The 21,092-nt window shown below is 65.8% G+C and carries 24 protein-coding genes and 1 other RNA gene; 12 read left to right on the top strand and 13 right to left on the bottom strand.

Features of this window, described 5'->3' with window-relative positions; genetic code table 11:
• Positions 1-3 precede the first annotated feature (3 nt).
• Both AC4PTB_RS13470 and lgt read right to left on the bottom strand, forming a co-directional pair.
• Complete coding sequence (locus AC4PTB_RS13470) at positions 4-1,074, bottom strand: class I SAM-dependent methyltransferase (RefSeq protein ID WP_492190436.1); 1,071 nt, start codon at positions 1,072-1,074, stop codon at positions 4-6.
• Positions 1,071-1,955: a prolipoprotein diacylglyceryl transferase gene (gene lgt / locus AC4PTB_RS13475; protein WP_492190437.1), complete on the bottom strand. Its 885-nt coding sequence runs from the start codon at positions 1,953-1,955 to the stop codon at positions 1,071-1,073. Before lgt ends, AC4PTB_RS13470 begins: the two co-directional genes overlap by 4 nt.
• A 134-nt stretch (positions 1,956-2,089) precedes the next feature.
• On the opposite strand from lgt, the gene AC4PTB_RS13480 reads away from it, so the two are divergent.
• Positions 2,090-2,329, top strand: coding sequence for an accessory factor UbiK family protein (locus AC4PTB_RS13480; RefSeq protein ID WP_023916636.1), 240 nt, complete (start codon positions 2,090-2,092; stop codon positions 2,327-2,329).
• A 300-nt stretch (positions 2,330-2,629) separates the two neighbouring features.
• On the opposite strand, the gene AC4PTB_RS13485 is transcribed toward AC4PTB_RS13480, so the two are convergent.
• Positions 2,630-2,941 (bottom strand): DUF6476 family protein, encoded by a 312-nt coding sequence (locus AC4PTB_RS13485; RefSeq protein ID WP_492190438.1) that lies wholly within the window; start codon positions 2,939-2,941, stop codon positions 2,630-2,632.
• On the opposite strand from AC4PTB_RS13485, the gene AC4PTB_RS13490 reads away from it, so the two are divergent.
• From AC4PTB_RS13490 to AC4PTB_RS13500, 3 genes are all read left to right on the top strand, one after another.
• Positions 2,931-3,974, top strand: coding sequence for an RluA family pseudouridine synthase (locus AC4PTB_RS13490; protein WP_492190439.1), 1,044 nt, complete (start codon positions 2,931-2,933; stop codon positions 3,972-3,974). The genes AC4PTB_RS13485 and AC4PTB_RS13490 overlap by 11 nt on opposite strands.
• Before the next feature lie 135 nt (positions 3,975-4,109).
• A complete protein-coding gene (gene rpoH / locus AC4PTB_RS13495) occupies positions 4,110-5,009 on the top strand; it encodes an RNA polymerase sigma factor RpoH (protein WP_492190440.1) in 900 nt (299 codons plus the stop codon).
• A 51-nt stretch (positions 5,010-5,060) separates the two neighbouring features.
• Complete coding sequence (locus AC4PTB_RS13500) at positions 5,061-6,032, top strand: Gfo/Idh/MocA family protein (protein ID WP_492190441.1); 972 nt, start codon at positions 5,061-5,063, stop codon at positions 6,030-6,032.
• Between the two features lie 176 nt (positions 6,033-6,208).
• Here AC4PTB_RS13500 and AC4PTB_RS13505 read toward each other — a convergent pair whose 3' ends face one another.
• Positions 6,209-6,709, bottom strand: a complete 501-nt coding sequence (locus AC4PTB_RS13505) for an Lrp/AsnC family transcriptional regulator (RefSeq protein WP_492190442.1) — start codon at positions 6,707-6,709, stop codon at positions 6,209-6,211.
• A 184-nt stretch (positions 6,710-6,893) separates the two neighbouring features.
• Here AC4PTB_RS13505 and trxB point away from each other — a divergent pair, with 184 nt between their 5' ends.
• Positions 6,894-7,835 (top strand): thioredoxin-disulfide reductase, encoded by a 942-nt coding sequence (gene trxB / locus AC4PTB_RS13510; RefSeq protein WP_492190443.1) that lies wholly within the window; start codon positions 6,894-6,896, stop codon positions 7,833-7,835.
• Between the two features lie 53 nt (positions 7,836-7,888).
• On the opposite strand, the gene AC4PTB_RS13515 is transcribed toward trxB, so the two are convergent.
• Positions 7,889-8,344: a hypothetical protein gene (locus tag AC4PTB_RS13515; protein WP_492190444.1), complete on the bottom strand. Its 456-nt coding sequence runs from the start codon at positions 8,342-8,344 to the stop codon at positions 7,889-7,891.
• A gap of 237 nt (positions 8,345-8,581) precedes the next feature.
• Here AC4PTB_RS13515 and AC4PTB_RS13520 point away from each other — a divergent pair, with 237 nt between their 5' ends.
• Positions 8,582-10,288 (top strand): bifunctional sulfate adenylyltransferase/adenylylsulfate kinase, encoded by a 1,707-nt coding sequence (locus AC4PTB_RS13520; protein WP_492190445.1) that lies wholly within the window; start codon positions 8,582-8,584, stop codon positions 10,286-10,288.
• Positions 10,289-10,407: 119 nt separating this feature from the next.
• On the opposite strand, the gene AC4PTB_RS13525 is transcribed toward AC4PTB_RS13520, so the two are convergent.
• Positions 10,408-10,635 carry a DUF1150 domain-containing protein gene (locus tag AC4PTB_RS13525; protein WP_492190446.1) on the bottom strand — a complete coding sequence of 76 codons (228 nt, stop codon included), beginning with the start codon at positions 10,633-10,635 and terminating at the stop codon, positions 10,408-10,410.
• The gene (locus AC4PTB_RS13530; protein ID WP_492190447.1) at positions 10,635-11,057 is read right to left on the bottom strand and encodes an Hsp20 family protein; all 423 of its coding nucleotides are present in this window, start codon (positions 11,055-11,057) and stop codon (positions 10,635-10,637) included. Before AC4PTB_RS13530 ends, AC4PTB_RS13525 begins: the two co-directional genes overlap by 1 nt.
• Positions 11,058-11,278: 221 nt before the next feature.
• Between AC4PTB_RS13530 and AC4PTB_RS13535 the strand changes: the two genes are divergently transcribed.
• The 3 genes from AC4PTB_RS13535 to AC4PTB_RS13545 all read left to right on the top strand — a co-directional run bounded on the left by AC4PTB_RS13535 (position 11,279) and on the right by AC4PTB_RS13545 (position 13,119).
• A complete protein-coding gene (locus tag AC4PTB_RS13535) occupies positions 11,279-11,509 on the top strand; it encodes a YdcH family protein (protein WP_492190448.1) in 231 nt (76 codons plus the stop codon).
• A 67-nt stretch (positions 11,510-11,576) separates the two neighbouring features.
• Entirely contained in the window at positions 11,577-12,062 is a 486-nt protein-coding gene (gene purE, locus AC4PTB_RS13540) for a 5-(carboxyamino)imidazole ribonucleotide mutase (RefSeq protein WP_492190449.1), read from the top strand.
• A complete protein-coding gene (locus AC4PTB_RS13545; RefSeq protein WP_492190450.1) occupies positions 12,055-13,119 on the top strand; it encodes a 5-(carboxyamino)imidazole ribonucleotide synthase in 1,065 nt (354 codons plus the stop codon). The genes purE and AC4PTB_RS13545 overlap by 8 nt, the downstream gene beginning before the upstream one ends.
• 147 nt (positions 13,120-13,266) lie before the next feature.
• On the opposite strand, the gene AC4PTB_RS13550 is transcribed toward AC4PTB_RS13545, so the two are convergent.
• Complete coding sequence (locus AC4PTB_RS13550; RefSeq protein WP_492190451.1) at positions 13,267-13,992, bottom strand: alpha/beta fold hydrolase; 726 nt, start codon at positions 13,990-13,992, stop codon at positions 13,267-13,269.
• A gap of 39 nt (positions 13,993-14,031) precedes the next feature.
• Positions 14,032-15,051 (bottom strand): ribose-phosphate pyrophosphokinase, encoded by a 1,020-nt coding sequence (locus tag AC4PTB_RS13555; RefSeq protein WP_492190452.1) that lies wholly within the window; start codon positions 15,049-15,051, stop codon positions 14,032-14,034.
• Positions 15,052-15,158: 107 nt separating this feature from the next.
• Between AC4PTB_RS13555 and AC4PTB_RS13560 the strand changes: the two genes are divergently transcribed.
• Together AC4PTB_RS13560 and AC4PTB_RS13565 are read left to right on the top strand one after the other, a co-directional pair.
• A complete protein-coding gene (locus AC4PTB_RS13560) occupies positions 15,159-15,770 on the top strand; it encodes a 2-hydroxychromene-2-carboxylate isomerase (RefSeq protein ID WP_492190453.1) in 612 nt (203 codons plus the stop codon).
• Entirely contained in the window at positions 15,770-16,582 is an 813-nt protein-coding gene (locus AC4PTB_RS13565; protein WP_492190454.1) for an alpha/beta fold hydrolase, read from the top strand. Before AC4PTB_RS13560 ends, AC4PTB_RS13565 begins: the two co-directional genes overlap by 1 nt.
• Before the next feature lie 39 nt (positions 16,583-16,621).
• Here the strand turns inward: AC4PTB_RS13565 and fumC are convergent, their stop codons facing one another.
• From fumC to ssrA, 4 genes are all read right to left on the bottom strand, one after another.
• On the bottom strand, positions 16,622-18,028 hold the full coding sequence (gene fumC, locus AC4PTB_RS13570; protein ID WP_492190455.1) for a class II fumarate hydratase: 1,407 nt from the start codon (positions 18,026-18,028) through the stop codon (positions 16,622-16,624).
• 85 nt (positions 18,029-18,113) lie between these two features.
• On the bottom strand, positions 18,114-18,701 hold the full coding sequence (locus AC4PTB_RS13575; RefSeq protein WP_492190456.1) for a hypothetical protein: 588 nt from the start codon (positions 18,699-18,701) through the stop codon (positions 18,114-18,116).
• A 10-nt stretch (positions 18,702-18,711) separates the two neighbouring features.
• Positions 18,712-19,173: an SspB family protein gene (locus AC4PTB_RS13580; RefSeq protein ID WP_492190457.1), complete on the bottom strand. Its 462-nt coding sequence runs from the start codon at positions 19,171-19,173 to the stop codon at positions 18,712-18,714.
• Positions 19,174-19,281: 108 nt separating this feature from the next.
• Positions 19,282-19,630: a transfer-messenger RNA gene (ssrA, locus tag AC4PTB_RS13585) on the bottom strand.
• Between the two features lie 173 nt (positions 19,631-19,803).
• Here ssrA and AC4PTB_RS13590 point away from each other — a divergent pair.
• Entirely contained in the window at positions 19,804-21,084 is a 1,281-nt protein-coding gene (locus tag AC4PTB_RS13590) for a hemolysin family protein (RefSeq protein ID WP_492190458.1), read from the top strand.
• The last annotated feature ends 8 nt before the right edge of the window (positions 21,085-21,092 follow it).

Below are 21,092 nucleotides of genomic sequence, written 5' to 3' on the forward strand. Positions count from 1 at the left end.
GGATCAAACATCGAAGCCCGGGGGCACCGGGGCGGTTGCGGGAAAAATGGCAAGACTTTGGAACACCTGACCCATTTCTTCGGGATGGGTCAAGCGCCGATGCGCGGCCAGATGCGCCTCAAGCGCGCGGCCCGAAAGCTTGGCCGCCAGCGCTTCGGCCCGGGCGGCGATGCCGAGCCGCTCCAGCAGCACCCCCTGCGCGGTCATCGCCGAGGCCTGCGCCCCCGCCCCCCGGGCCGCCGCGGCCAGCGGTTCGAAGGCGACATGGGCGGTCAGATCGGCCTCGCCGGGGGCGGCGAAAGGGTCGCAATACTCATGCGCTTTCACCGCCTGAAAGGTGTCGCCCAGACTGCGCCAATGGCTGTAATCGATCACCAGCGCCGCACCGCCATGGGCGGCGATGCGGCGGGCGATCCCGGTCAGGATCGGCGCGGCGGCGGGGCAGGTCTCGACCACATCGCCCGGTTTCGTATCGGCCAGCCGGTGTTCGAGCGCGGCAAAGCGGGTCGGCGGCGCAAGGCCGGGCACAAGGCGCTCACCCTGCAGACCCACCTGACGCTCGGCCCAACCCGCCTCGGTGCGCAGGAATTGCCGGATCGGCAGGGCGTCGAAGAACTCGTTCGCCAGCAGGAACAGCGGCGCCCCGGGCAGGGTTTCGACGCTGTCATGCCAGGTGACCGGATGCGCGGCGAGCGTCTGGCGCTGCACCGCGCGCAGGGTGGGAGAGGCTTCGATCAGATGCAGCCGCGCCGCCTCGGCCATGCCGGGAACAGAGCGGATCACCCGCGCCACATCGGCCATCAGCGTCCCCCGCCCCGGCCCGATCTCGGCCAGGGTGAAGGGGGCCGGGCGGCCCTGATCGAGCCAGACCTGCGCCAGACAGAGCCCCAGCATCTCGCCGAACATCTGGCTGATCTCCGGCGCGGTGATGAAATCGCCCGCCCGGCCAAAGGGATCGCGGGTGGCGTAATAGCCGTGCTCGGGATGCAACAGGCAGTCGGCCATGTAGCGGTCCAGCCCGATCGGCCCCTCGGCCGCGATGCGCGCCGCCAGAAGCCGCGCCAGCGGGGTCACTTCGTCCCCCGCATCCGCGCGTAAAGCACCAGCATCAGCCCCATCACGATCATCGGCGCCGACAGCACCTGCCCCATGGTGAGGCCGATATCGCCCAGAAAATAGGCATAGCCCATCGGATTGGCGGCGCTGGCGAATTGCGCATCGGGCTGGCGGAACAGCTCGACAAAGGCGCGGGCGAGCCCGTAGCCGATCAGGAACACCCCCATCAGCAGCCCCGGGCGGCGCAGCGCGCCCCGGGCGAACAGCGCCCACAAGACCCCGCCCAGAACCAGCCCCTCAAGCCCGGCCTCGTAAAGCTGCGAGGGATGGCGGGCGCAGGCGTAATCCACCTGCCCGGCCCAGCCGTTGCAGATCTGCGCCGCCTCGACCGGGAAGATCACGCCCCAGGGCAGATCGGTCGGCCGCCCCCAAAGCTCGGGCTTGATGAAATTGGCGATCCGGCCCAGGAACAGCCCGATCGGCGCCACCAGCGCAAAGGCATCGCCCACGGACAGGGGCGCGATGCCGCGCCGCCAGCAAAAGATCAGCCCGGCGATGACGACGCCCGCAAAGCCGCCATGGAAGGACATGCCGCCTTCCCAGACCCGGAAAATCGCCAGCGGATCGGCCAGATAGGTGGCGGGATCATAGAACAGCACAAAGCCCAGCCGCCCGCCGAGGATGACACCGAGGATCACCCAGGTCAGCAGATCCTCGACCGCCTCGGGGGCCATCGGCGCGGTCTTGCCCCAAAGCTTCGGGCGCCGCATCAGCGCGACGACGATGCGCCAGCCCGCCAGAAGGCCTGCGATATAGGCCAGCGCATACCAGCGGACAGGCCAGTCGAGGATCGGGATCTCGAAGGCATCGGGAGAGATGTCGGGGAAAGGAAGGGCCATGGCGTCCTCGGGCTAAAGCGGTGCCAATTGGCCCTTGCGCTGCGGCGAAGTCAACCTTGTCTCGGCGGGCCTGACGGCCCATATAGGGCGCAAGCGGGGCCGGTGCGGCGGCCCGCAGGCAGAAGGTGAAGACGATGCAAGCTCCGAACAAACTTTTCGACGAGATGTCGAAGCTGATGACCAATGCGATGGGCGTGGCGCAGGGCGCCAAGACCGAGGCGGAAACGGCGATGAAAAGCTGGATGGACCGCTGGATGGCCGATCGCGATTTCGTCACCCGCGAGGAATTCGACGCGGTGAAGGCGATGGCCACCAAGGCGCGCGAGGAGAACGAGGCGCTCAAGGCCCGGCTCGACGCGCTGGAAGCGAAGTAAGCTTCCGGCTTTTCTTTTTCTTGGGAAAAATACGCCCGCCGGAGGTGCACACCTTCGGCGGTTTTGTTTTGATCGATCCCTTCGGGCGGATCAGGAAAGGCATCGCCTTTCCCCGCCCGCAGCACGACGCGAATGAAACGACCGCATCCCCAAGCACGACGAGAGGCCAGCGCCCAGCCCCGGCGGGCGAGAAGCGCCCGCCATGGGCGGGGCGGGCGCTGGCCGGGACGCTTTGGCGCCCCGGCGGTCATGGGACATCTGTTTCGCATGGCCTCGGCGATGGCCGAGGCCAGATCAGCGTCACTTCAGCGCCACATCCTGCGCCAGCCCGCCATCGGGCCGGTATACCAGCACCCGGCCGCTTTCGGTGACAACCACGGTAAACCCCTTGCCGAAGGTCACGGTTTCCGCCTTTTCCCCCGAGGGCAGGGCGATCGCAGCGGGCAGCGCGGGCAGCGCGGGCAGCTTCGTCGCCCCCGGCAGGCGGGTGACAAGCAGGAAGATGATCGTTAGAAGGCCGAAGATCATCACCCCCGCAAGGGTGGTGGTAAGAATCTTCAGAAACTTCACTTCAGGCGGCGGCGCCGGATCGGAAGGCATCATGTCGGACATCGCGGCACACCTCCTGCGCTTCGAAATCGGCGAAGACCCCGCCGAGCGGCTTGATAAGGCATTGGCGGCGCTTGTGCCAGAAGAAGCGGCGCTGTCGCGCTCACGTCTGGCGCGGCTGATCGCCGAGGGCGCGGTGACAAGGGACGGCGTGGCGATCACCGATCAGAAGGCCAAGGTCGCCCCGGGCGAGGTCTACCTGATCGCGCTCGAACCGCCCCGCGCCGTCGAAACCCTGGCGCAGGACATTCCGCTGAATGTGCTGTGGGAAGACGACGACCTGATCGTGATCGACAAGCCCGCGGGGATGGTGGTGCATCCGGCGCCGGGCTCCGAGGACGGCACGCTGGTCAATGCGCTGCTTCATCATTTCGGCGGCAGGCTTTCCGGCATCGGCGGCGAGGCGCGGCCGGGCATCGTGCACCGGATCGACAAGGAGACCTCGGGCCTGCTCGTCGTGGCGAAATCTGACCGCGCGCATCACGGCCTTGCGGCGCAATTCGAAAAACACACGGTGCATCGCCATTACACCGCGCTGGTGCAGGGCGTGCCCTCTGCCGCCGATCCGCGGCTGCGCGGCATCCGCGGGGTGAATTTCGAACAGGGCGGCATCCTGAAGATCACCTCGCAGCTCGCCCGCCACCCGACCGATCGGCAGCGCCAGGCGGTGCTGTTCACCGGCGGGCGCCATGCCGTCACCCGCGCCCGCACGGTCGAGGCCTTTGGCGGCGTCGCGGCCCTGATGGATTGCTGGCTGGAGACCGGCCGCACGCATCAGATCCGGGTGCATATGGCGCATGTGGGGCATGGGCTGGTGGGGGACCCCACCTATGGCGGCAAACGGAAACTCTCGGTCCGCGCGGTGGGCGCCGCCGCGGCCGAGGCGGTGGCGGGCTTCCCGCGGCAGGCGCTGCATGCGACGACGCTGGGCTTCACCCATCCGGTCACCGGCGCGGAGCTCAGCTTCACCTCGCCCCTGCCCGAAGATTTCGAGGCGCTGCTGGCCATCCTGCGCGCGGGACCACAGATCACCTGATCTCACGCTTGCGTCATCAGTGCTTGCCCGGCGCCGGATTCCGGCCCATCCTGCGTTCATCCCCATGACCGGCGGCCCTCCCCTTGCAGGGGCAGGCCTGCTTCCCCATTTGGGGCCCGAAGGGAGACTGAACCGATGTCGAGCTATGCCAACCTGCCCGCCCCCAGCCCCGAACAGGGGTTGAACCGCTATCTGCAGGAAATCCGCAAGTTTCCGCTTCTGGAACCGGAAGAGGAATACATGCTGGCCAAGGCCTGGGTCGACCATCAGGATCCGAAGGCGGCGCATCGGCTGGTGACCTCGCACCTGCGTCTGGCGGCGAAGATCGCCATGGGCTATCGCGGCTACGGCCTGCCGCAGGCCGAGGTGATTTCCGAAGCGAACGTGGGCCTGATGCAGGCGGTGAAACGCTTCGACCCGGAACGCGGCTTCCGGCTGGCGACCTATGCGATGTGGTGGATCCGCGCCGCGATCCAGGAATATATCCTGCGCTCGTGGTCGCTGGTGAAACTGGGCACCACCTCGGCGCAAAAGAAGCTGTTCTTCAACCTGCGCAAGGCGAAATCGAAGATCGGCGCCTTCGAGGAGGGCGATCTGCGCCCCGATGCGGTGGCGAAGATCGCGCATGACCTGAACGTCAGCGAAGATGACGTGATCGAGATGAACCGCCGTCTGGCCGGATCGGATGCGTCCTTGAACGCGCAGGTGGGCGCCAGCGATGGCGAAAGCGCCACGCAATGGCAGGACTGGCTGGAAGACGAGGATGCCGATCAGGCCGAGGCCTATGCCGAAGCCGACGAATTGCAGGCGCGGCGCGCGATGCTGGTCGCCGCGATGGATGTGCTGAACGAGCGCGAACGCGACATCCTGATGGCGCGGCGGCTGCGTGACGAGCCGGTGACGCTGGAAGAGCTTTCGGCGCAATATGATGTCAGCCGCGAGCGGATCCGGCAGATCGAGGTCCGGGCGTTCGAAAAGCTGCAGGGCCGGATGAAGGCGCTCGCCAAGGAAAAGGGCATGAGCCTGCCGGGCTGACGTTGCCCGCCCCGGTCCCGCGCGCTAGCTTGGGGCCAAAGGGAGGCGCGCATGCAGCCAGTCAATTTCGGAATTCTCGGCGGCTCGGATTTCGCGGCGCGTCGGATGGGGCCTGCGCTCCATGCGGCGCGGGGCGCGCGTCTGGCGGCGCTGGCGACCTCCTCGCCCGCCAAGGCCGCGGCTTTCACCGCTTTCGCCCCCGATCTGACCCTGCATGAGAGCTACGAGGCGCTGCTGGCCGATCCGGGCGTTGAGGCGGTCTACATTCCCCTGCCCAATCACCTGCACGTGGAATGGGGGATCAAGGCGCTTCAGGCGGGCAAGCATGTGCTGATCGAAAAGCCGCTGGCGCTGACGGCGGCGGAGATCGACCCGCTGATCGCCGCCCGCGATGCCGCGGGCAGATGCGCCGCCGAGGCCTATATGATCGTGCATCACCCGCAATGGCAGCTGGTGCGCCACTGGCTCGACGCGGGCAGGATCGGGCGGCTGAAACATGCCGATGTGGCCTTCACCTTCGACAACCCCGACCCCGCGAACATCCGCAACCGCGCCGAGACCGGCGGCGGCTCGATCCCCGATATCGGCGTCTATGCCTATTCCGCAATCCGCTTTGCCGCCCGCGCCGAGCCGGTGCGGCTCGCGTCGCGGATCAAGCGCGAAAACGGCGTCGACACCTTTGCCCAGGTCTGGGGCGAGATGGCAGGCCCGGGCGGCGCGTTCAGCTTTGCCGCATTGACCTCGACCCGGCTTTTCCCGCGCCAGGAGGTGACCTTTCAGGGCGAGACCGGCCGGATCACCCTCTCGGCCCCGTTCAACGCCGGGATCTTCGATCAGGCCGAGGTGACGCTGCATGGGCCAAACAGCGCCGAGACGCACCGCTTCCCCGGGGTGAACCAATATCTGCTGCAGGTCGAGGCCTTTGTCCGCCACATCCGCGATGGCGAAGCTTTCCTCTGGACGCTGGAAGACGCGCGCAAGGGTCAGGCGATGATCGATCTGGTGCGCGCGGGCGAGATCTGAGGGCAAGGCCGGGGGCGCTGCCCCCGGACCCCCGGGATATTTATGGCAAGATGAATACATGGCCTTTCATCTTGCCATAAATACCTCGGGGGGTGTCCCGCAGAAGGGGGACCATGGCGCCAGTGGCGCCGCGTAAGCCCCTTGAGCGAGCCCCCCTGCCCCGCTTGGCCGATCGCTCAGGCGTTTTTGGCGAGCCGCTCTTCAAGCACGTCGAAAGGCACGCCGGGTTCATCCTTGGCGCAGCGGATGACAAGCGAGGTCTTCACGCTGGCCACATTCTCGGCCGCGGTCAGCTGCCCGGTCAGGAAATTCTGGAACGTGCTCAGATCCGGCGCCGCGCATTTCAGCACGAAGTCGATCTCGCCGTTCAGCATGTGGCATTCACGCACCAGCGGCCAGGCCTGGCAACGGCGCTCAAAGGCGCTCAGATCCGTCTCCGCCTGGCTGTGCAGCCGCACCATGGCGAAGACCTGGACCTCGAAGCCCAGCTCGCGCGGGTTCACATCGGCGTGATAGCCGCGGATATAGCCCGCCTCTTCCAGCGTGCGCACCCGCCGCAAACAGGGCGGCGCCGAGATGCCGACGCGCTTGGCCAGTTCGACGTTCGTCATCCGGCCATCCGCCTGCAGCTCGGCCAGAATCTTCCGGTCGATCTCGTCGAGCTTGCTCGTGCCCATGCCGAACCTCCTTGGCTGCGCAAACCTTATATTCCAGCGCCAAGCTGCGCAATATTGTTTCGCCCTTTCGGGCGCAAGCGCAATCGCCCGGGAAAGCCCCGGGTGCGACACAGCGCAGCCATGCGGGGGTTTTCCCGGACGCGTCTGCCGCTTATATGAGCAACGTCACAACAGGAGGTCCGGCATGAGCGACACGACGCATACGAAGGTTCTGATCATCGGGTCGGGACCGGCCGGCTATACGGCCGCGGTCTATGCCTCGCGCGCGATGCTCAAGCCGATCCTCGTGCAGGGGATGCAGCCGGGCGGGCAGCTGACGATCACCACCGAGGTGGAAAACTGGCCCGGCCGCACCGAGGTGCAGGGCCCCGAGCTGATGGTGCAGATGGAAGAGCATGCCCGCGCGATGGGCGCCGAGATCGTCACCGACATCATCGTGAAGCTGGATCTGGGCTCCCGGCCCTTTGTCGCGACGGGCGACTCGGGCAAGGTCTATACCGCGGACACGGTGATCCTTGCCACCGGGGCGCAGGCGCGCTGGCTTGGCCTGCCGTCCGAGCAGAAATTCCAGGGCTTCGGCGTCTCGGCCTGCGCCACCTGCGACGGGTTTTTCTATCGCGGCAAGGAGGTCGTGGTGGTCGGCGGCGGCAATGCCGCGGTCGAGGAGGCGATGTTCCTGACCAATTTCGCCTCCAAGGTCACCATCATCCACCGCCGCGACAGTTTCCGCGCTGAAAAGATCCTGATCGAGCGGCTGAAGAAGAACCCGAAGATCGAGGTGATCTGGAATGCCACGGTCGAGGAGGTGCTGGGCACCGAGGCGCCTTTGGGCGTCACCGGCTGCCGCATCAAGGACGTGCAGACCGGGGCCGAGCGCGAAATCCCCTGCCACGGCTTCTTCGTCGCCATCGGCCATGCGCCCGCCTCGGATCTGGTCAAGGACCAGCTTGAGCTGCATCACGGCGGCTATGTGAAGGTGGAACCGGGCAGCACCCGCACCGGCATTCCGGGCGTTTTCGCCGCGGGCGATCTGACCGATCACACCTATCGGCAGGCGATCACCTCGGCGGGGATGGGCTGCATGGCGGCGCTTGATGCCGAGCGCTGGCTGGCCGAACAGGGCTGAGGCGCAACGAAAAGGGCCGCCCGAAGGCGGCCCGTTTCAGACTGTGACAGACCTCAGGCCGCGACGGCCTTGGCCTTCAGTTTCTCCGCGGCCTTTTCCTTGGCGCGGATCTGCGAGCGCTTGATCGACTCTGCAATCCCCGCGACCATCGCGATCAGCAGAGCCGCCGAGAGCGTTTCGGCAAAGCTGGCCGGGCCGTAGAGCTGGAACATTTCCATCGGCATCGGCGCATGGTTCCACAGCGCCAGCAGCGACAGGCCGACCACCAAGACCCACGAGACGATCCCCGCCGCCAGCACGTTGAAACGCGAGACCAGCATCCGCATCGCCAGCGCGAAGACGAGACACCAGACCGCCCATTTCATCATGTCGCCGGGATAGCTCATCCCGAGCGTGCTGTAGTACTCTTCCCACTGGCTTTTCAGCCAGACCTGATTGATGCCGTACTCACAACCGGAGATCCACACCCAACCGGCGATGATAGGCGTCAGACTTGATTTCAGACCCATGACTTCCCCTCAAAGCAAACTTCGGGACACGATAGCACCGCTTCGAACCGCAACAAACGGCGTGGATTGACGCAGTTTGCAGAAACTTCGTTCCGGCATTCGGCGCAAACGCACCAAAACCGCCTTCTTTCACCGGCTCCACCCGGCTTTAGCTTGAAAAAACCCCTGTTTGCGGGCAAATCCGCGGCAAGGCGCCGGTGTGGCGCGGCGGTCAGCCCTCGAAAAACAGGTCAAACGATGACTCTTCCCAATCTCGCTCCCATTCCGGAGCTTTATGTCTCGCATGAATCCGCGCAGAAGCTGAAGATCGAGGCGGGCAACCTGCCGTCCTGGGATCTGACGCCGCGGCAGATCTGCGACCTTGAGCTGCTGATGAACGGCGGTTTCTTCCCGCTCAAGGGCTTCCTGAGCGAAGCCGATTACGAGGGCGTCGTCGACAACATGCGTCTGGCCGATGGCACGCTTTGGCCGATGCCGATCACGCTCGACGTGAACGAGAAATTCGCCGAAACCATCGCGCCGGGGCAGGACATCGCGCTGCGCGATCAGGAAGGGGTGATCCTTGCGATCCTGTCGGTCACCGACAAATGGGTGCCGAACAAGGCGCGCGAGGCCGAAAAGGTCTTCGGCGCCGACGATCTGGCCCATCCGGCGGTGAACTACCTGCACAACACCGCGGGCGCGGTCTATCTGGGCGGGCCGATCACCGGCATCCAGCAGCCGGTGCATTACGACTTCAAGGCCCGCCGCGACACCCCGAACGAGCTGCGCGCCTATTTCCGCAAGCTTGGCTGGCAGAAGATCGTCGCCTTCCAGACCCGCAACCCGCTGCACCGCGCGCATCAGGAACTGACCTTCCGCGCCGCCCGCGAGGCGATGGCGAACCTGCTGATCCACCCCGTCGTCGGCATGACGAAACCGGGCGATGTCGATCACTTCACCCGGGTGCGCTGCTATGAGGCGGTGCTGGACCAATACCCGCAATCGACCACCACGATGAGCCTTCTGAACCTGGCGATGCGCATGGCGGGCCCGCGCGAGGCGGTCTGGCACGGGCTGATCCGCAAGAACCACGGCGTCACCCATTTCATCGTCGGCCGCGATCACGCCGGCCCCGGCAAGAACAGCCAGGGCGTCGATTTCTACGGCCCCTATGACGCGCAGACGCTGTTCAAGCAATATGAGGCGGAAATCGGCGTCACCATGGTCGATTTCAAGCACATGGTCTATGTGCAGGAAAAGGCGCAATATTACCCGGCGAACGAAGTGCCCGAAGGCTGCACCGTGCTGGATATCTCGGGCACCGAGCTGCGCCGCCGGCTGCGCGAGGGCCTGGATATCCCGGAATGGTTCAGCTTCCCGCAGGTGGTGTCGGAACTGCGCCGCACCTCGCCCGCGCGGGCGAAACAGGGCTTCACCGTCTTCTTCACCGGCCTGTCGGGCTCGGGCAAGTCGACGATCGCCAATGCGCTGATGGTCAAGCTGATGGAGATGGGCGGGCGTCCGGTGACGCTGCTCGACGGCGATGTGGTGCGCAAGCATCTGTCGTCGGAACTGGGCTTCAGCAAAGAACACCGCGACATCAACATCAAGCGCATCGGCTATGTGGCGTCGGAAATCACCAAGAACGGCGGCATCGCGATCTGCGCGCCGATCGCGCCCTATACCGCGACCCGCCGCGCCGTGCGCGAGATGATCGAGGCCTATGGCGCCTTCGTCGAAGTGCATGTGGCGACCGCGCTCGAGGAATGCGAACGCCGCGACCGCAAGGGGCTTTACAAGCTGGCCCGTGAAGGCAAGATCAAGGAATTCACCGGCATTTCCGACCCTTATGAAGCGCCCGCAAGCCCGGAACTGGCCGTCGACACCACCGGCGTCGATGTCGATCACTGCGCGCATCAGGTGATCCTGAAGCTCGAGTCGATGGGCCTGATCAAGGCCTGAGCCGTTCGGCAGAGCTGCGCAACGCCCCGGGAAACCCCGGGGCGTTCTGCTTTGACCCGCCCGAAATGAAAACGGCAGGGAAATCCCTGCCGCTCCTGTCGCGAGAATGTCGCACGGTGTCAGTGCACGCTGACCGCGGTGATCTCGTTTTGCCGCGCCAGCACGAAGGCCATCTCGCGGTCCTTCACCAGCGCCAGCCGCTCGCCATTGCTGTTGTGCAGCGCATACATGTGCTCGATATGGCCGATCCGGTCGCGGATCTCGGCCGGGATTTCGGTCACCGGCACCGGCCGGACATAGACGATACGCTCGCCCGCGGCGTGGTCGAAGTCAGCTTTATACGTCATCATGCCCCCTTATGTTTGCGGATCGGAATCGTCTGCACCACCGGCTCGGGCTGCGCCCGTTTCAGCTCGACGTGCAACAGGCCATTTTCCAGCGCGGCCCCCGACACTTCGACGCCATCGGCCAGCACGAAGCTGCGCTGAAAGGCGCGGGCGGCGATGCCGCGGTGCAGGAAGATGCGCTCGGACCCGTCATCGGCCTGACGGCCGCGGATGACCAGGGCGCGGTCTTCCATGGTGATCGCCAGATCGGCCTCGGCAAAGCCCGCCACCGCCAGGGTGATGCGGAATTCGTCAGGCCCCGATTGCTCGATATTGTAGGGCGGATAGGCGTCGGACCCGGATTTTGCGGTCCGTTCGACAAGGCGCTCCAGCTGGTCGAAGCCCAGCAGATAGGGATGTGCGCCGAAGCTCAGTTTCGTCATTGGCAAGCCCTTTGGTAAGCGACGTTGCATGGGGACCCCGCAGCCGCGGCAGTCCCATGCACAGGATATGGGCAGCGCCGCCACGGGTGCAAGGGGGCGGCGGCGCGTCGCAGTCAGGAAATTTCCCGCAAAGGCCCCGGATTTGATAGGATCGCAAAAAGGCGGGGCGAGTCGGCGGCTCGGCTCCGTCTCTCTGTCTCAACCCGTGATCGGACCATGCCATGAATGCCCATACCGACAGCCCGATCGAGATGAACCCGGATGATGTGCTGCGCGTCAAGCTGGAGGTGCTGCGCCGCGAACACCGCGATCTGGACGAGGCGATTTCCGCGCTGGTCAACGCCGCCCACCCCGATCAGCTGCGGCTGGTGCGGCTGAAGAAGCAGAAACTGGCGCTGAAAGACCAGATCGCCCGGATCGAAGACCGGCTCACCCCCGACATCATCGCCTGAGACCGCCCCGAACCCTTGCCCCGGCAGTCCTTCTGCCTATAGTGCCGCCACCAAAAGGGGGGGCCGAATGGGCGTGAAAGTGGGAATCATCATGGGCAGCCAGTCCGACTGGGCGACCCTGCGCGAGGCGGCGGCGATTCTGGATGAACTCGGCGTGGCTTACGAGAAAAAGATCGTCTCGGCGCATCGCACCCCGGACCGGCTCTGGGCCTATGGCAAGACCGCGGTGGAGCGCGGGTTGCAGGTGATCATCGCGGGCGCCGGAGGGGCTGCGCATCTGCCGGGCATGATGGCCTCGAAGACCCGGGTGCCGGTGGTCGGCGTGCCGGTGCAAACGAAGGCGCTGGCGGGCGTCGACAGTCTTTATTCGATCGTGCAGATGCCGAAGGGCTTTCCCGTCGCCACGATGGCGATTGGCGCCGCGGGCGCGGCCAATGCCGGGCTGATGGCGGCGGGCATTCTGGCGCTGCAAGACCCCGCGCTGGCCGCCCGGCTCGATGCCTGGCGCGAGGCGCTTTCCGCCTCGATCCCCGACGAGCCCGCCGATGAGTGAGATGCTGAAACCGGGCGCCACGATCGGCATTCTGGGCGGCGGACAGCTGGGGCGGATGCTCTCGGTCGCGGCCTCGCGGCTTGGTCTGACATGCGCGATCTTCGAACCCGGCGCCAATCCGCCCGCGGGTCAAGTCGCGGACCGGGTCTTCACCGCCTCCTATGACGACGAAGCCGCGCTGCGCGCCTTTGCCGAAGCGGTCGATGTCATCACCTATGAATTCGAGAACATCCCGACCTCGGCGCTGGATCTTCTGGAAAGCCTGCGGCCCATCCGGCCGGGGCGCAAGGCGCTGGCCACCTCGCAGGACCGCATCCTCGAAAAGTCGTTCCTGAATGGCATCGGCCTTGCCACCGCGCCCTGGGCCGAGGTGACCGATGCCGCCAGCCTTGAGGCGGCGATGGCACAGATCGGCACGCCCGCGATCCTGAAGACGACGCGGCTGGGCTATGACGGCAAGGGCCAGGCACGGGTCATGACCGCCGCCGACGCGCCCGAGGCTTTGGCCGCGATGGGCGGGGCGACCGCCGTTCTGGAAGGCTTCGTCGATTTCAGCGCGGAGATTTCGGTGATCGCCGCGCGCGGGCTGGACGGCGCGATTGCCTGTTTCGATCCGGGCGAGAACGTGCACAAATCGGGCATCCTGCACACGACGACCGTGCCCGCCCGCATCCCCCCTGCCCTGCGCTCGGATGCGGTGCTGATCGCGGCGCGGATCCTCAATTCGCTCGATTATGTCGGCGTGCTGGGGGTCGAGCTTTTCGTGACGCCCGCGGGCCTGCTGGTGAACGAGATCGCGCCGCGGGTGCATAATTCCGGGCATTGGACGCAGGCGGGCTGCGCCGTCGATCAGTTCGAACAGCACATCCGCGCGGTGGCGGGCTGGCCCTTGGGCGATGGCGGGCGCTATGCCGATGTCGAGATGCTGAACCTGATCGGCGACGATGTGGACCGCGTGCCGGAACTGGCCCGCGCGAAGAACACGCAGATCCATCTTTACGGCAAGGCCGAGGCCAAGCCCGGTCGCAAGATGGGCCATGTGAACCGCATTCTCTGACCGCGGCAGCGGGGGTTTCACACCCCCGCCCCCCCGTGGCGTATTTGCCCTAAGAAAAGCAAAGCCTTTTGCCCTTTCACCTTGCGGCAAATATCCCGGGGGGTGAATTGCCGCAGGCAAGAGGGGGGCAGCGCCCCCCTGCCCGGCTCAAGGCGCCGCGAGCCGCCGCAAGGCCGCGCCCCAGCCCGGCACCGGCTCGAACTCGCCCGTGTCCAGAAATGCCAGCACTTCGACGATCACCCTTGGATCATCCATCATCCAGGTGTGGGTCACTGGCAGCACCAGAAAATCCTTCATCCCCGCTTGTTTGGCGCTTGCGACCGAGACCTTGCCATCATCCGGTCCGGGGATCAGCCAGGAGGTGATCGGGTTCAGGCTGTCCGAGCCCGCGATCACCGCAAAATCGAACCGCGGCACGGGCAGGCGCGCGGGCGCATCCGTCGCAGCGGTGCCAAGGACCAGCCCCGCCGGGCCGTTCATCCAGCCAAACCAGGCCTGATCACGGAAGGTATCGACGATCTCCGAGCCGCCATTCGGCGGCGCCAGCATCACCGCGCGGTGGATGCGCTTGGCGTTTTCCCCGCGCTTGGCCCAGATCTGCAGCAGGATGCCGCCCATCGAATGCGTCACCACATCGACCCGCCCCGGCCCGCAGGCGGCAAAGCCCGCCTCGATCCGGTCCGCCAGCTGCGCCACCGTCTCCTCGGTCGACGGATAGCCAAGGTTCACCACCCGCTTGCCCCGCGCCTGCAGGACTTCTTCCAGCACAAAAAGCGAGCGCGGGCTGCGCGCCAACCCATGCAGCAGCACCACGCAATCGGCGGCGGCAGGCGCGGCACTCAGACAGAAAAGCAGAAAGGCCCGGATCAGCATGACCCGAGCCTTGTCGAATTTCCGCGACCTGTCCAGCGGTTACAGCGTCGAATAAAGCCCCTCGTAGATCGGCACCAGCGTGTCGGTCTCGAACAGAGACGACACCGACGTGCCCGACCAGGTGTTCAGGATCGCCTGCGCGAACATCGGCGCGGTCGGCACGATGCGGATATTGCGGGCGTTCTTCACCTCTTCGGTGGGGTCGATCGAATCGGTGATGACCAGCGATTTCATCACCGAATTCTCCACCCGCTGCACCGCCGGACCCGAAAGCACGCCATGGGTGATATAGGCATGCACCTCGGTTGCGCCCGCCTCCATCAGCGTCTCGGCCGCCTTGCACAGCGTGCCCGCGGTGTCGCAGATGTCATCGACGATGATGCATTTCTTGCCGGTGACCTCACCGATCACCGTCATCCCCGCGACCTCGCCCGCCTTTTCGCGGCGCTTGTCGACGATGGCGAGCGGTGCCCCGATCCGCTTGGCCAGTTCCCGCGCCCGCGCCACGCCGCCCACGTCGGGCGAAATCACCATCAGATCATCCCGCGCGCCTTTGAAATTATGCAGGATATCAAGGGCAAAGACCGGGGCGGCATAAAGGTTGTCCACCGGGATGTCGAAGAAACCCTGGATCTGCGTCGCGTGCAGATCCAGCGTCAGCACCCGGTTCACCCCGGCTTCCGTCAGCAGGTTCGCCACCAGCTTCGCCGAAATCGGCGTCCGGGCCTTGGCGCGGCGATCCTGGCGGGCATAGCCGAAATAGGGGATGACGGCGGTGATCCGATCGGCCGAGGAGCGCTTGAGCGCATCGGTCATGATCAGCAGTTCCATCAGGTTGTCATTCGCCGGATTGGAGGTCGGCTGGATGATGTACATGTCCTCGCCGCGGACGTTCTCATAGACCTCGACGAAGATTTCCTGATCGTTGAAGCGCTCGACGCGGGCATCGACCAGCCCCACCGACATGCCGCGATGCATCGACATCCGCCGCGCAATCGCCTGCGCCAGCGGCCTGTTCGCATTGCCGGAAATGAGCTTCGGTTCGGTCATCGCAGCCATGGCAGTTCCTTTCTTGCCGCTGCGGCAGCAGCGGATTCGGCGGATTGCGCCTGCCTTAGCACCGGGCTAGCCTGCCCGCAAACCTTGCAAGCCGGGGGAGCGATAACATGGCACATATTGATTACTTTTTTTCGGTGTTCAGCCCCTGGACCTATCTGGCGGGCGACCGGCTGGAACGGATCGCGGCGACACATGGCGCCACCGTCACCTACAAGCCGCTGGACCTGCTGGCGCTTTTTGACCGCACCGGCGGCGTGCGGCCAGCAGTGCGGCATCCGTCGCGGATGGCCTATCGCGATCAGGAGCTGACGCGGTGGGCGCAGCATCTGGGCATGGAGATGATCCCGAAGCCCAGGATCTATCCGCCGAATGCGGCGCCGGGGTCCTATGCCGTGATCGCGGCGCAAGCCGAGGCGGCGAAGGGGGGCGACGGCGATGTCGGCGCGCTGGTGCGGGCGATCCTGCGCGCGCTTTGGGTCGAAGATCGCAACATCGGCGAAGATGACGTGCTGCGCGAAAAGCTCTCCGAGACCGGCTTTGACCCGAACCTTGTCACCACCGGGCTCTTCACCGGCGCGATGGCCTATGAGCGGAACCTTGAGGAAGCGGTCGAGCGCGGCGTCTTCGGCGCCCCCTTCTATATCGTGCGCGAAACCGACCAGCGCTTCTGGGGCCAGGATCGGCTTGATTTCCTCGACGCACATCTGGGGAGGCTCTGATGCCCAAAGACATCCGGCAGGGCCACGAGACCTTCTGGCAAAGCTTCGGAGCCGGGCCGCGGCCGATGCTGGCCATTCACTGCACGCTTGGCAATTCCAGCCTTTGGGGGCCGGTGCTGGAGCCCTTGGGCGCAACTGTCACCGCGACGAGTTTCGATCAGCCGGGGCATGGGCAATCGGCCGACTGGTCGGCCGAAGCGGCAGAGCCGGGCGCGTTCCAGCGGCTGGTGACGCAGATCGCGGCCAGTTTCATCGACCGGCCGCTCGATCTGGTCGGCCACAGTTTCGGCGCCTCGGTGGCGCTGCGGCTGGCGGTGGCGGCGCCGGAAGCCATCCGATCCCTGACGCTGATCGAGCCGGTGTTGTTCCGCGCCGTCGAGGGCAGCCCGGACTGGGTCACGCTGCGCGGGCATCAGGATCATTTCGAAGCGCTGATCGCCGCGGGCGATCACGAGGCCGCCGCCCGCGGCTTCATGGGGGCCTGGGGCGCGGGCGTGCCCTGGGAGGATCTGCCCGCGCATCATCGCGCCCGCTTTGCCGCGCAGATGCCGATGGTGGGCAATATTTCGGCGGCGAATTTCGAAGATCCGGGGCAGATCTGGCGTCCCGAGGGGATCGAGACGATCGACGCGCCGGTGATGATCCTGCATGGCGATCAAAGCCCGGACATCGTCCCCCCGGTCTGCGAGGCGATCGCGGCGCGGCTTTCCGATGTGGGGGTGGCCTGCATCCCGGGCGGCGGGCATATGCTGCCCGTGACCCATGCCGCCCAGGTCCGCGATCTGATCGCGATGAACCTCGAGCGCAGTTGAGGGAACGGGAACCGGACGCGCCGGTTCCCGCCTTTCGCCTCAGCCTTTCGGGCTGATCATGTCTTCCGGGCGCACGACGCGATCAAAGGTCTCGCCATCGACATAGCCCAGCGCAATCGCTTCCTCGCGCAGGGTGGTGCCGTTCTTGTGCGCGGTCTTCGCCACCTTGGTCGCGGCGTCATAGCCGATGGTCGGCGCCAGCGCCGTCACCAGCATCAGGCTTTCCTTCATCAGCTTGTCGATCCGCGCCACGTTCGCCTGCGTGCCCACCACCATGTTGTCGGTGAAGGCGCTGGCGCTGTCGCCCAGCAGCTGCATCGATTGCAGAACGTTGTAGCTCATCATCGGGTTGTAGACGTTGAGCTCGAAATGGCCCTGCGAGCCCGCAAAGCCGATGGCGGCATCATTGCCCATGACATGGGCGCAAACCATCGTCAGAGCTTCCGCCTGCGTCGGGTTGACCTTGCCCGGCATGATCGACGACCCCGGTTCGTTTTCCGGCAGGATCAGCTCGCCCAGACCCGAGCGCGGGCCCGAGCCGAGCAGGCGCATGTCATTGGCGATCTTGAAGAGGCTCGCCGCCACGGTCTTCAAGGCGCCCGAGAAGAACACCATCGCGTCATGCGCGGCCAGCGCCTCGAACTTGTTCGGCGCGGTGACGAAAGGCAGGCCGGTGATCTCGGCGATCTGCGCCGCGATCCGGGTATCCCAGCCGACACGGGTGTTCAGCCCGGTGCCGACGGCGGTGCCGCCCTGCGCCAGCTCGTAGATATGCGGCAGGGCGAGTTTCACCCGTTCGATGCCGCGGTCGACCTGGGTCGCATAGCCCGAGAATTCCTGACCCAGCGTCAAGGGCGTCGCATCCTGCGTATGGGTGCGGCCGATCTTGATGATATCCTTGAACTCTTCCGACTTCGCCCAAAGCGCCTTCGACAGCTTCTCCAGCCCCGGGATCAGCACGTCGCGCGCATGGCAGGCAATCGCCACATGCATCGCGGTCGGGAAAGTGTCGTTCGAGCTTTGCCCCATGTTCACATGGTCATTCGGGTGCACCGGCTTTTTCGAGCCCATCACGCCGCCCAGCATTTCAATCGCGCGGTTCGAGATCACCTCGTTCGCGTTCATGTTCGACTGCGTGCCCGAGCCGGTCTGCCAGACCACCAGCGGGAAATTGTCATCGAACTTGCCCTCGATCACCTCGGTCGCGGCGGCGGCGATGGCATCGGCCAAAGCCGGGTCCAGATCGCCCTGCGCCTTGTTCACCAGCGCGGCGGCCTTCTTGATCACGCCCAGCGCGCGGATGATCGGTTTGGGCTGGCGTTCCCAGCCGATCGGGAAATTCTGGATCGAGCGCTGCGTCTGCGCGCCCCAATATTTGTCGGCGGGAACTTCGAGCGGGCCGAAGCTGTCGGTTTCCGTTCTGGTCGCAGAATTGGTCGCGGTCATCGTGGGCCTCCGTGATGCGAAATGTCCCGCGCGTCATAGGACGGCGGGACATTTTTTGCAATCAGCATGCGGAGGTATACCGCCCTCAGGCGTCAACCGACATCCGGTAGACGCGGGCGTTGCGGCACAGCGGATGATGCGCCAGAAGCTCGGCCAGCGCGGTCTCGACGATCCGCGGCGAGCGGCAGTGGAAGTAAAGCTCGACCGCATTCGGATAGGTGCCGGTGCCCTGCAGCCGCCCGGCGGAGCTGACGCGCTCCTCGATCGGGCCCATCAGCGTGGCGGCGACCTGCGCGGCCGACTGGCCCGCGGGCAGGACGGCCGGGTCCAGCTCCAGCACCACGACCTCGGTGGTGCCGAAGCGACGCAGCTCCTTGCCCTCGGCATCGGTGAACCAAGACCCCTTGGGCGAGCCGAGACTGTCGAAATGCGCCACCAGCCGGTCCAGAACTTTGGCATCCAGCCCGGTCACGGTGAAAACGATCTGCGAGGCGGTGCCGCGCCCTTCGGCATTCACCGAGGACTTGCCCGAAGTGACGCTGCCGAAGCCCTCGGCGGCAAGCCATTTCTGCACCGGGGCGTCGTAGCGCAGGGCGCGGTCCTCGGCCAGAAGGCAGGTCGGCAGATGCGCGGTGAGGGTGGTGGTGACTTTCGGTTTGAGGAAGCTGAACATCACTCGGGTCTCATTTGCGGAATTTGTCGAGACTGACCACTTCGGCTTCGACCCGGGGCTTTTCCGGTTCGCCCTGCGGCGCGTCCTCATCCTCGTCGTCCTCGTCCTCCTCGTCGCTGTCTTGCGATTCGAAGCGCAGGCCGAATTCGACCGAAGGGTCGACGAAGGTGAGCACGGCATCGAAGGGGATCACCAGCGGCTCGGGCTGGTTGCCGAAGTTCAGCGTGATCGAAAAGCCCTCGTCGGTGACGACAAGGTTTTCGAACCAGTGCTGGATCACGATGGTCATTTCTTCCGGGTAACGGGCCTTGAGCCAGTCCGCCATCTCCACCTTCGGCGCGCGGGTGTCGAAGGTGATGAAGAAATGATGCGCCCCGGGCAGGCCATGCTCGGCCACCTCGGTCAGGACGCTCTGGATCAGCCCGCGCATCGCGCGGTGCATGAGGGTGCCATAATCGATCGAACGGGTCATCGGGCCGCCTTTCCTTTCGGCCCAGCATAGGGGATTTGGCGTGCAAGAAAAGGGGGCAAGAACAGCGGGAAAGCGCTGTTCCGGGGCGGGGACCGGGCGGAAAGGGAAAGTGCAGGTTTCTGTTGCCAGGCACCTGCGAGCCCCGCCTTAAGCGGCTAAGCGTAAGGACTTTAGGTTTCGGTACCCGAGCTGCTTACGCAGCCAGAGCCACCGGAGCACGGTTGTCGTTGGCAACTGTACATTTGAGCAGATAACGGCTGCGTCCAACCGAGATGCAAGTACCCGTTCAACCGTTCGTCGACCCTAATTCACCCCCGCAGTCCCGTTAGCCCGGGAAGATTGGTGGAGGTGGGGGGATTCGCACCCCCGTCCGATCCAGCCTAGTTGGCCCGTCTACACCCATAGTCCCTTGCGGAACGTCTTCAATCTAGGTGTCGCGGAGCGAAAGCGCAAGACCCCGGGCGCCGATGCCGTCGCGGGTCTGCCGCGCTGCCTGAAACGATGGGACTTGTGCGGCGGCCCGGAGGCCCCTACCTCTGGGCATCATGCCTGCCGATGCCCCCGTTGCGCCGCCGAGTGCGGCCGCCCTGCCCTTTTCCCGCCGCCTTTCCCTGATGCCCGGATCCCCCGATGTTTCTTGAAATCGCCATCGTCCTGCTTTTGACCCTCGTCAATGGCGTGCTTGCCATGTCGGAACTTGCCATCGTCTCCTCGCGGCAGGCGCGGCTGAAACTGCTCGCCGACCGCGGCAGCCGCGGCGCCCGCATCGCGATGCGGCTGGCCGAGGAACCGGGGCGGTTCCTGTCCTCGGTGCAGATCGGCATCACCGCGGTGGGCGTGCTCTCGGGCGCGTTTTCCGGCGCGACTTTGGGCGAGCGGCTCTCGAACTGGCTTGTGGTGCAGGGGCTTTCGCCCAGCCTTGCCGACACCCTAGGCGTGGGCGGCGTCGTGGTGGCGATCACCTATGCCTCACTTGTCTTTGGCGAGCTGGTGCCGAAACAGATCGCGCTGCGCCGGCCCGAGGCGGTGGCGGTGCGGATCGCACCGCTGTTGCAGCTGATTGCCGTGGTCGCGGCGCCGGTGGTCTGGCTGCTCGACATTTCCGGGCGACTGGTGCTGCTGATGCTGGGCCAATCGGGCGCGGCCGACAGCAACATGACCGACGAAGAGGTCAAGATGGTGCTGGCCGAGGCGCAGACCGCGGGCGTGATGGAAGAGGCCGAGACCGAGATGATCGCCGGGGTGATGCGGATTGCCGACCGCACCGCCCGCGGCATGATGACGCCGCGCCACGAGGTCGATCTGGTCGACATCACCGACAGCCCCGCCGCCATCGTCAAGCGCTTCCGCGAGACCCGCCATTCCCGCCTGCCGGTGCGCGACGGCGGCCCCGATGACATCATCGGCGTGCTGTCCTCGCGCGATTTTCTCGATCACCGCCCCCGCGCCGAGGCGGCGGATCTGCGCGCGCTGATCCTCTCCGCGCCGGTGGTGCGTGACGGCATGTCGGCGCTGGACGTGGTCGAAACCCTGCGCAGCGCCCCGGCGCATATGGTGCTGGTCTTTGACGAATACGGCCATTTCGAGGGCATCGTGACGCCGATGGACCTGCTCGAGGCGATCACCGGCGATTTCCACGACCCCGGCGAGCCCGAGGAGCCGAAGATGGTCACCCGCGCCGATGGTTCGGTTCTGGTGGCGGGCTGGATGCCGGCCGACGAGTTCGCCGATGCCTTCGGCTTCCCGCTGCGCGAGGGGCGCGATTATCAGACCGTGGCCGGGCTGGTGCTGGACGAGACCGGCCAGCTGCCCGAGGTCGGCGCCGTCTTCACCCTTTACGGGCTGCGCATCGAGGTGGTGGACCTGGACGGGCGGCGGATCGACAAGCTGCTGGTCAGCCGCGCGCCCTGAGCGCCCAT

This window comes from Rhodobacter sp. 4.3.4 (assembly GCF_058724655.1).

Bases quoted from the DNA above. Each gene is read 5' to 3' on its own strand.
- AC4PTB_RS13530 (WP_492190447.1), bottom strand. From the start codon at position 11,057: ATGACGAAACTGAGCTTCGGCGCACATCCCTATCTGCTGGGCTTCGAC.
- trxB (WP_492190443.1), top strand. From the start codon at position 6,894: ATGAGCGACACGACGCATACGAAGGTTCTGATCATCGGGTCGGGACCG.
- AC4PTB_RS13490 (WP_492190439.1), top strand. From the start codon at position 2,931: ATGTCGGACATCGCGGCACACCTCCTGCGCTTCGAAATCGGCGAAGAC.
- AC4PTB_RS13575 (WP_492190456.1), bottom strand. From the start codon at position 18,701: ATGTTCAGCTTCCTCAAACCGAAAGTCACCACCACCCTCACCGCGCAT.
- AC4PTB_RS13560 (WP_492190453.1), top strand. From the start codon at position 15,159: ATGGCACATATTGATTACTTTTTTTCGGTGTTCAGCCCCTGGACCTAT.
- AC4PTB_RS13555 (WP_492190452.1), bottom strand. From the start codon at position 15,051: ATGGCTGCGATGACCGAACCGAAGCTCATTTCCGGCAATGCGAACAGG.
- AC4PTB_RS13520 (WP_492190445.1), top strand. From the start codon at position 8,582: ATGACTCTTCCCAATCTCGCTCCCATTCCGGAGCTTTATGTCTCGCAT.
- AC4PTB_RS13525 (WP_492190446.1), bottom strand. From the start codon at position 10,635: ATGACGTATAAAGCTGACTTCGACCACGCCGCGGGCGAGCGTATCGTC.
- purE (WP_492190449.1), top strand. From the start codon at position 11,577: ATGGGCGTGAAAGTGGGAATCATCATGGGCAGCCAGTCCGACTGGGCG.
- AC4PTB_RS13550 (WP_492190451.1), bottom strand. From the start codon at position 13,992: ATGCTGATCCGGGCCTTTCTGCTTTTCTGTCTGAGTGCCGCGCCTGCC.
- AC4PTB_RS13565 (WP_492190454.1), top strand. From the start codon at position 15,770: ATGCCCAAAGACATCCGGCAGGGCCACGAGACCTTCTGGCAAAGCTTC.
- rpoH (WP_492190440.1), top strand. From the start codon at position 4,110: ATGTCGAGCTATGCCAACCTGCCCGCCCCCAGCCCCGAACAGGGGTTG.
- AC4PTB_RS13500 (WP_492190441.1), top strand. From the start codon at position 5,061: ATGCAGCCAGTCAATTTCGGAATTCTCGGCGGCTCGGATTTCGCGGCG.
- AC4PTB_RS13590 (WP_492190458.1), top strand. From the start codon at position 19,804: ATGTTTCTTGAAATCGCCATCGTCCTGCTTTTGACCCTCGTCAATGGC.
- AC4PTB_RS13515 (WP_492190444.1), bottom strand. From the start codon at position 8,344: ATGGGTCTGAAATCAAGTCTGACGCCTATCATCGCCGGTTGGGTGTGG.
- AC4PTB_RS13480 (WP_023916636.1), top strand. From the start codon at position 2,090: ATGCAAGCTCCGAACAAACTTTTCGACGAGATGTCGAAGCTGATGACC.
- AC4PTB_RS13580 (WP_492190457.1), bottom strand. From the start codon at position 19,173: ATGACCCGTTCGATCGATTATGGCACCCTCATGCACCGCGCGATGCGC.
- AC4PTB_RS13535 (WP_492190448.1), top strand. From the start codon at position 11,279: ATGAATGCCCATACCGACAGCCCGATCGAGATGAACCCGGATGATGTG.
- AC4PTB_RS13505 (WP_492190442.1), bottom strand. From the start codon at position 6,709: ATGGGCACGAGCAAGCTCGACGAGATCGACCGGAAGATTCTGGCCGAG.
- AC4PTB_RS13545 (WP_492190450.1), top strand. From the start codon at position 12,055: ATGAGTGAGATGCTGAAACCGGGCGCCACGATCGGCATTCTGGGCGGC.
- AC4PTB_RS13485 (WP_492190438.1), bottom strand. From the start codon at position 2,941: ATGTCCGACATGATGCCTTCCGATCCGGCGCCGCCGCCTGAAGTGAAG.
- lgt (WP_492190437.1), bottom strand. From the start codon at position 1,955: ATGGCCCTTCCTTTCCCCGACATCTCTCCCGATGCCTTCGAGATCCCG.
- fumC (WP_492190455.1), bottom strand. From the start codon at position 18,028: ATGACCGCGACCAATTCTGCGACCAGAACGGAAACCGACAGCTTCGGC.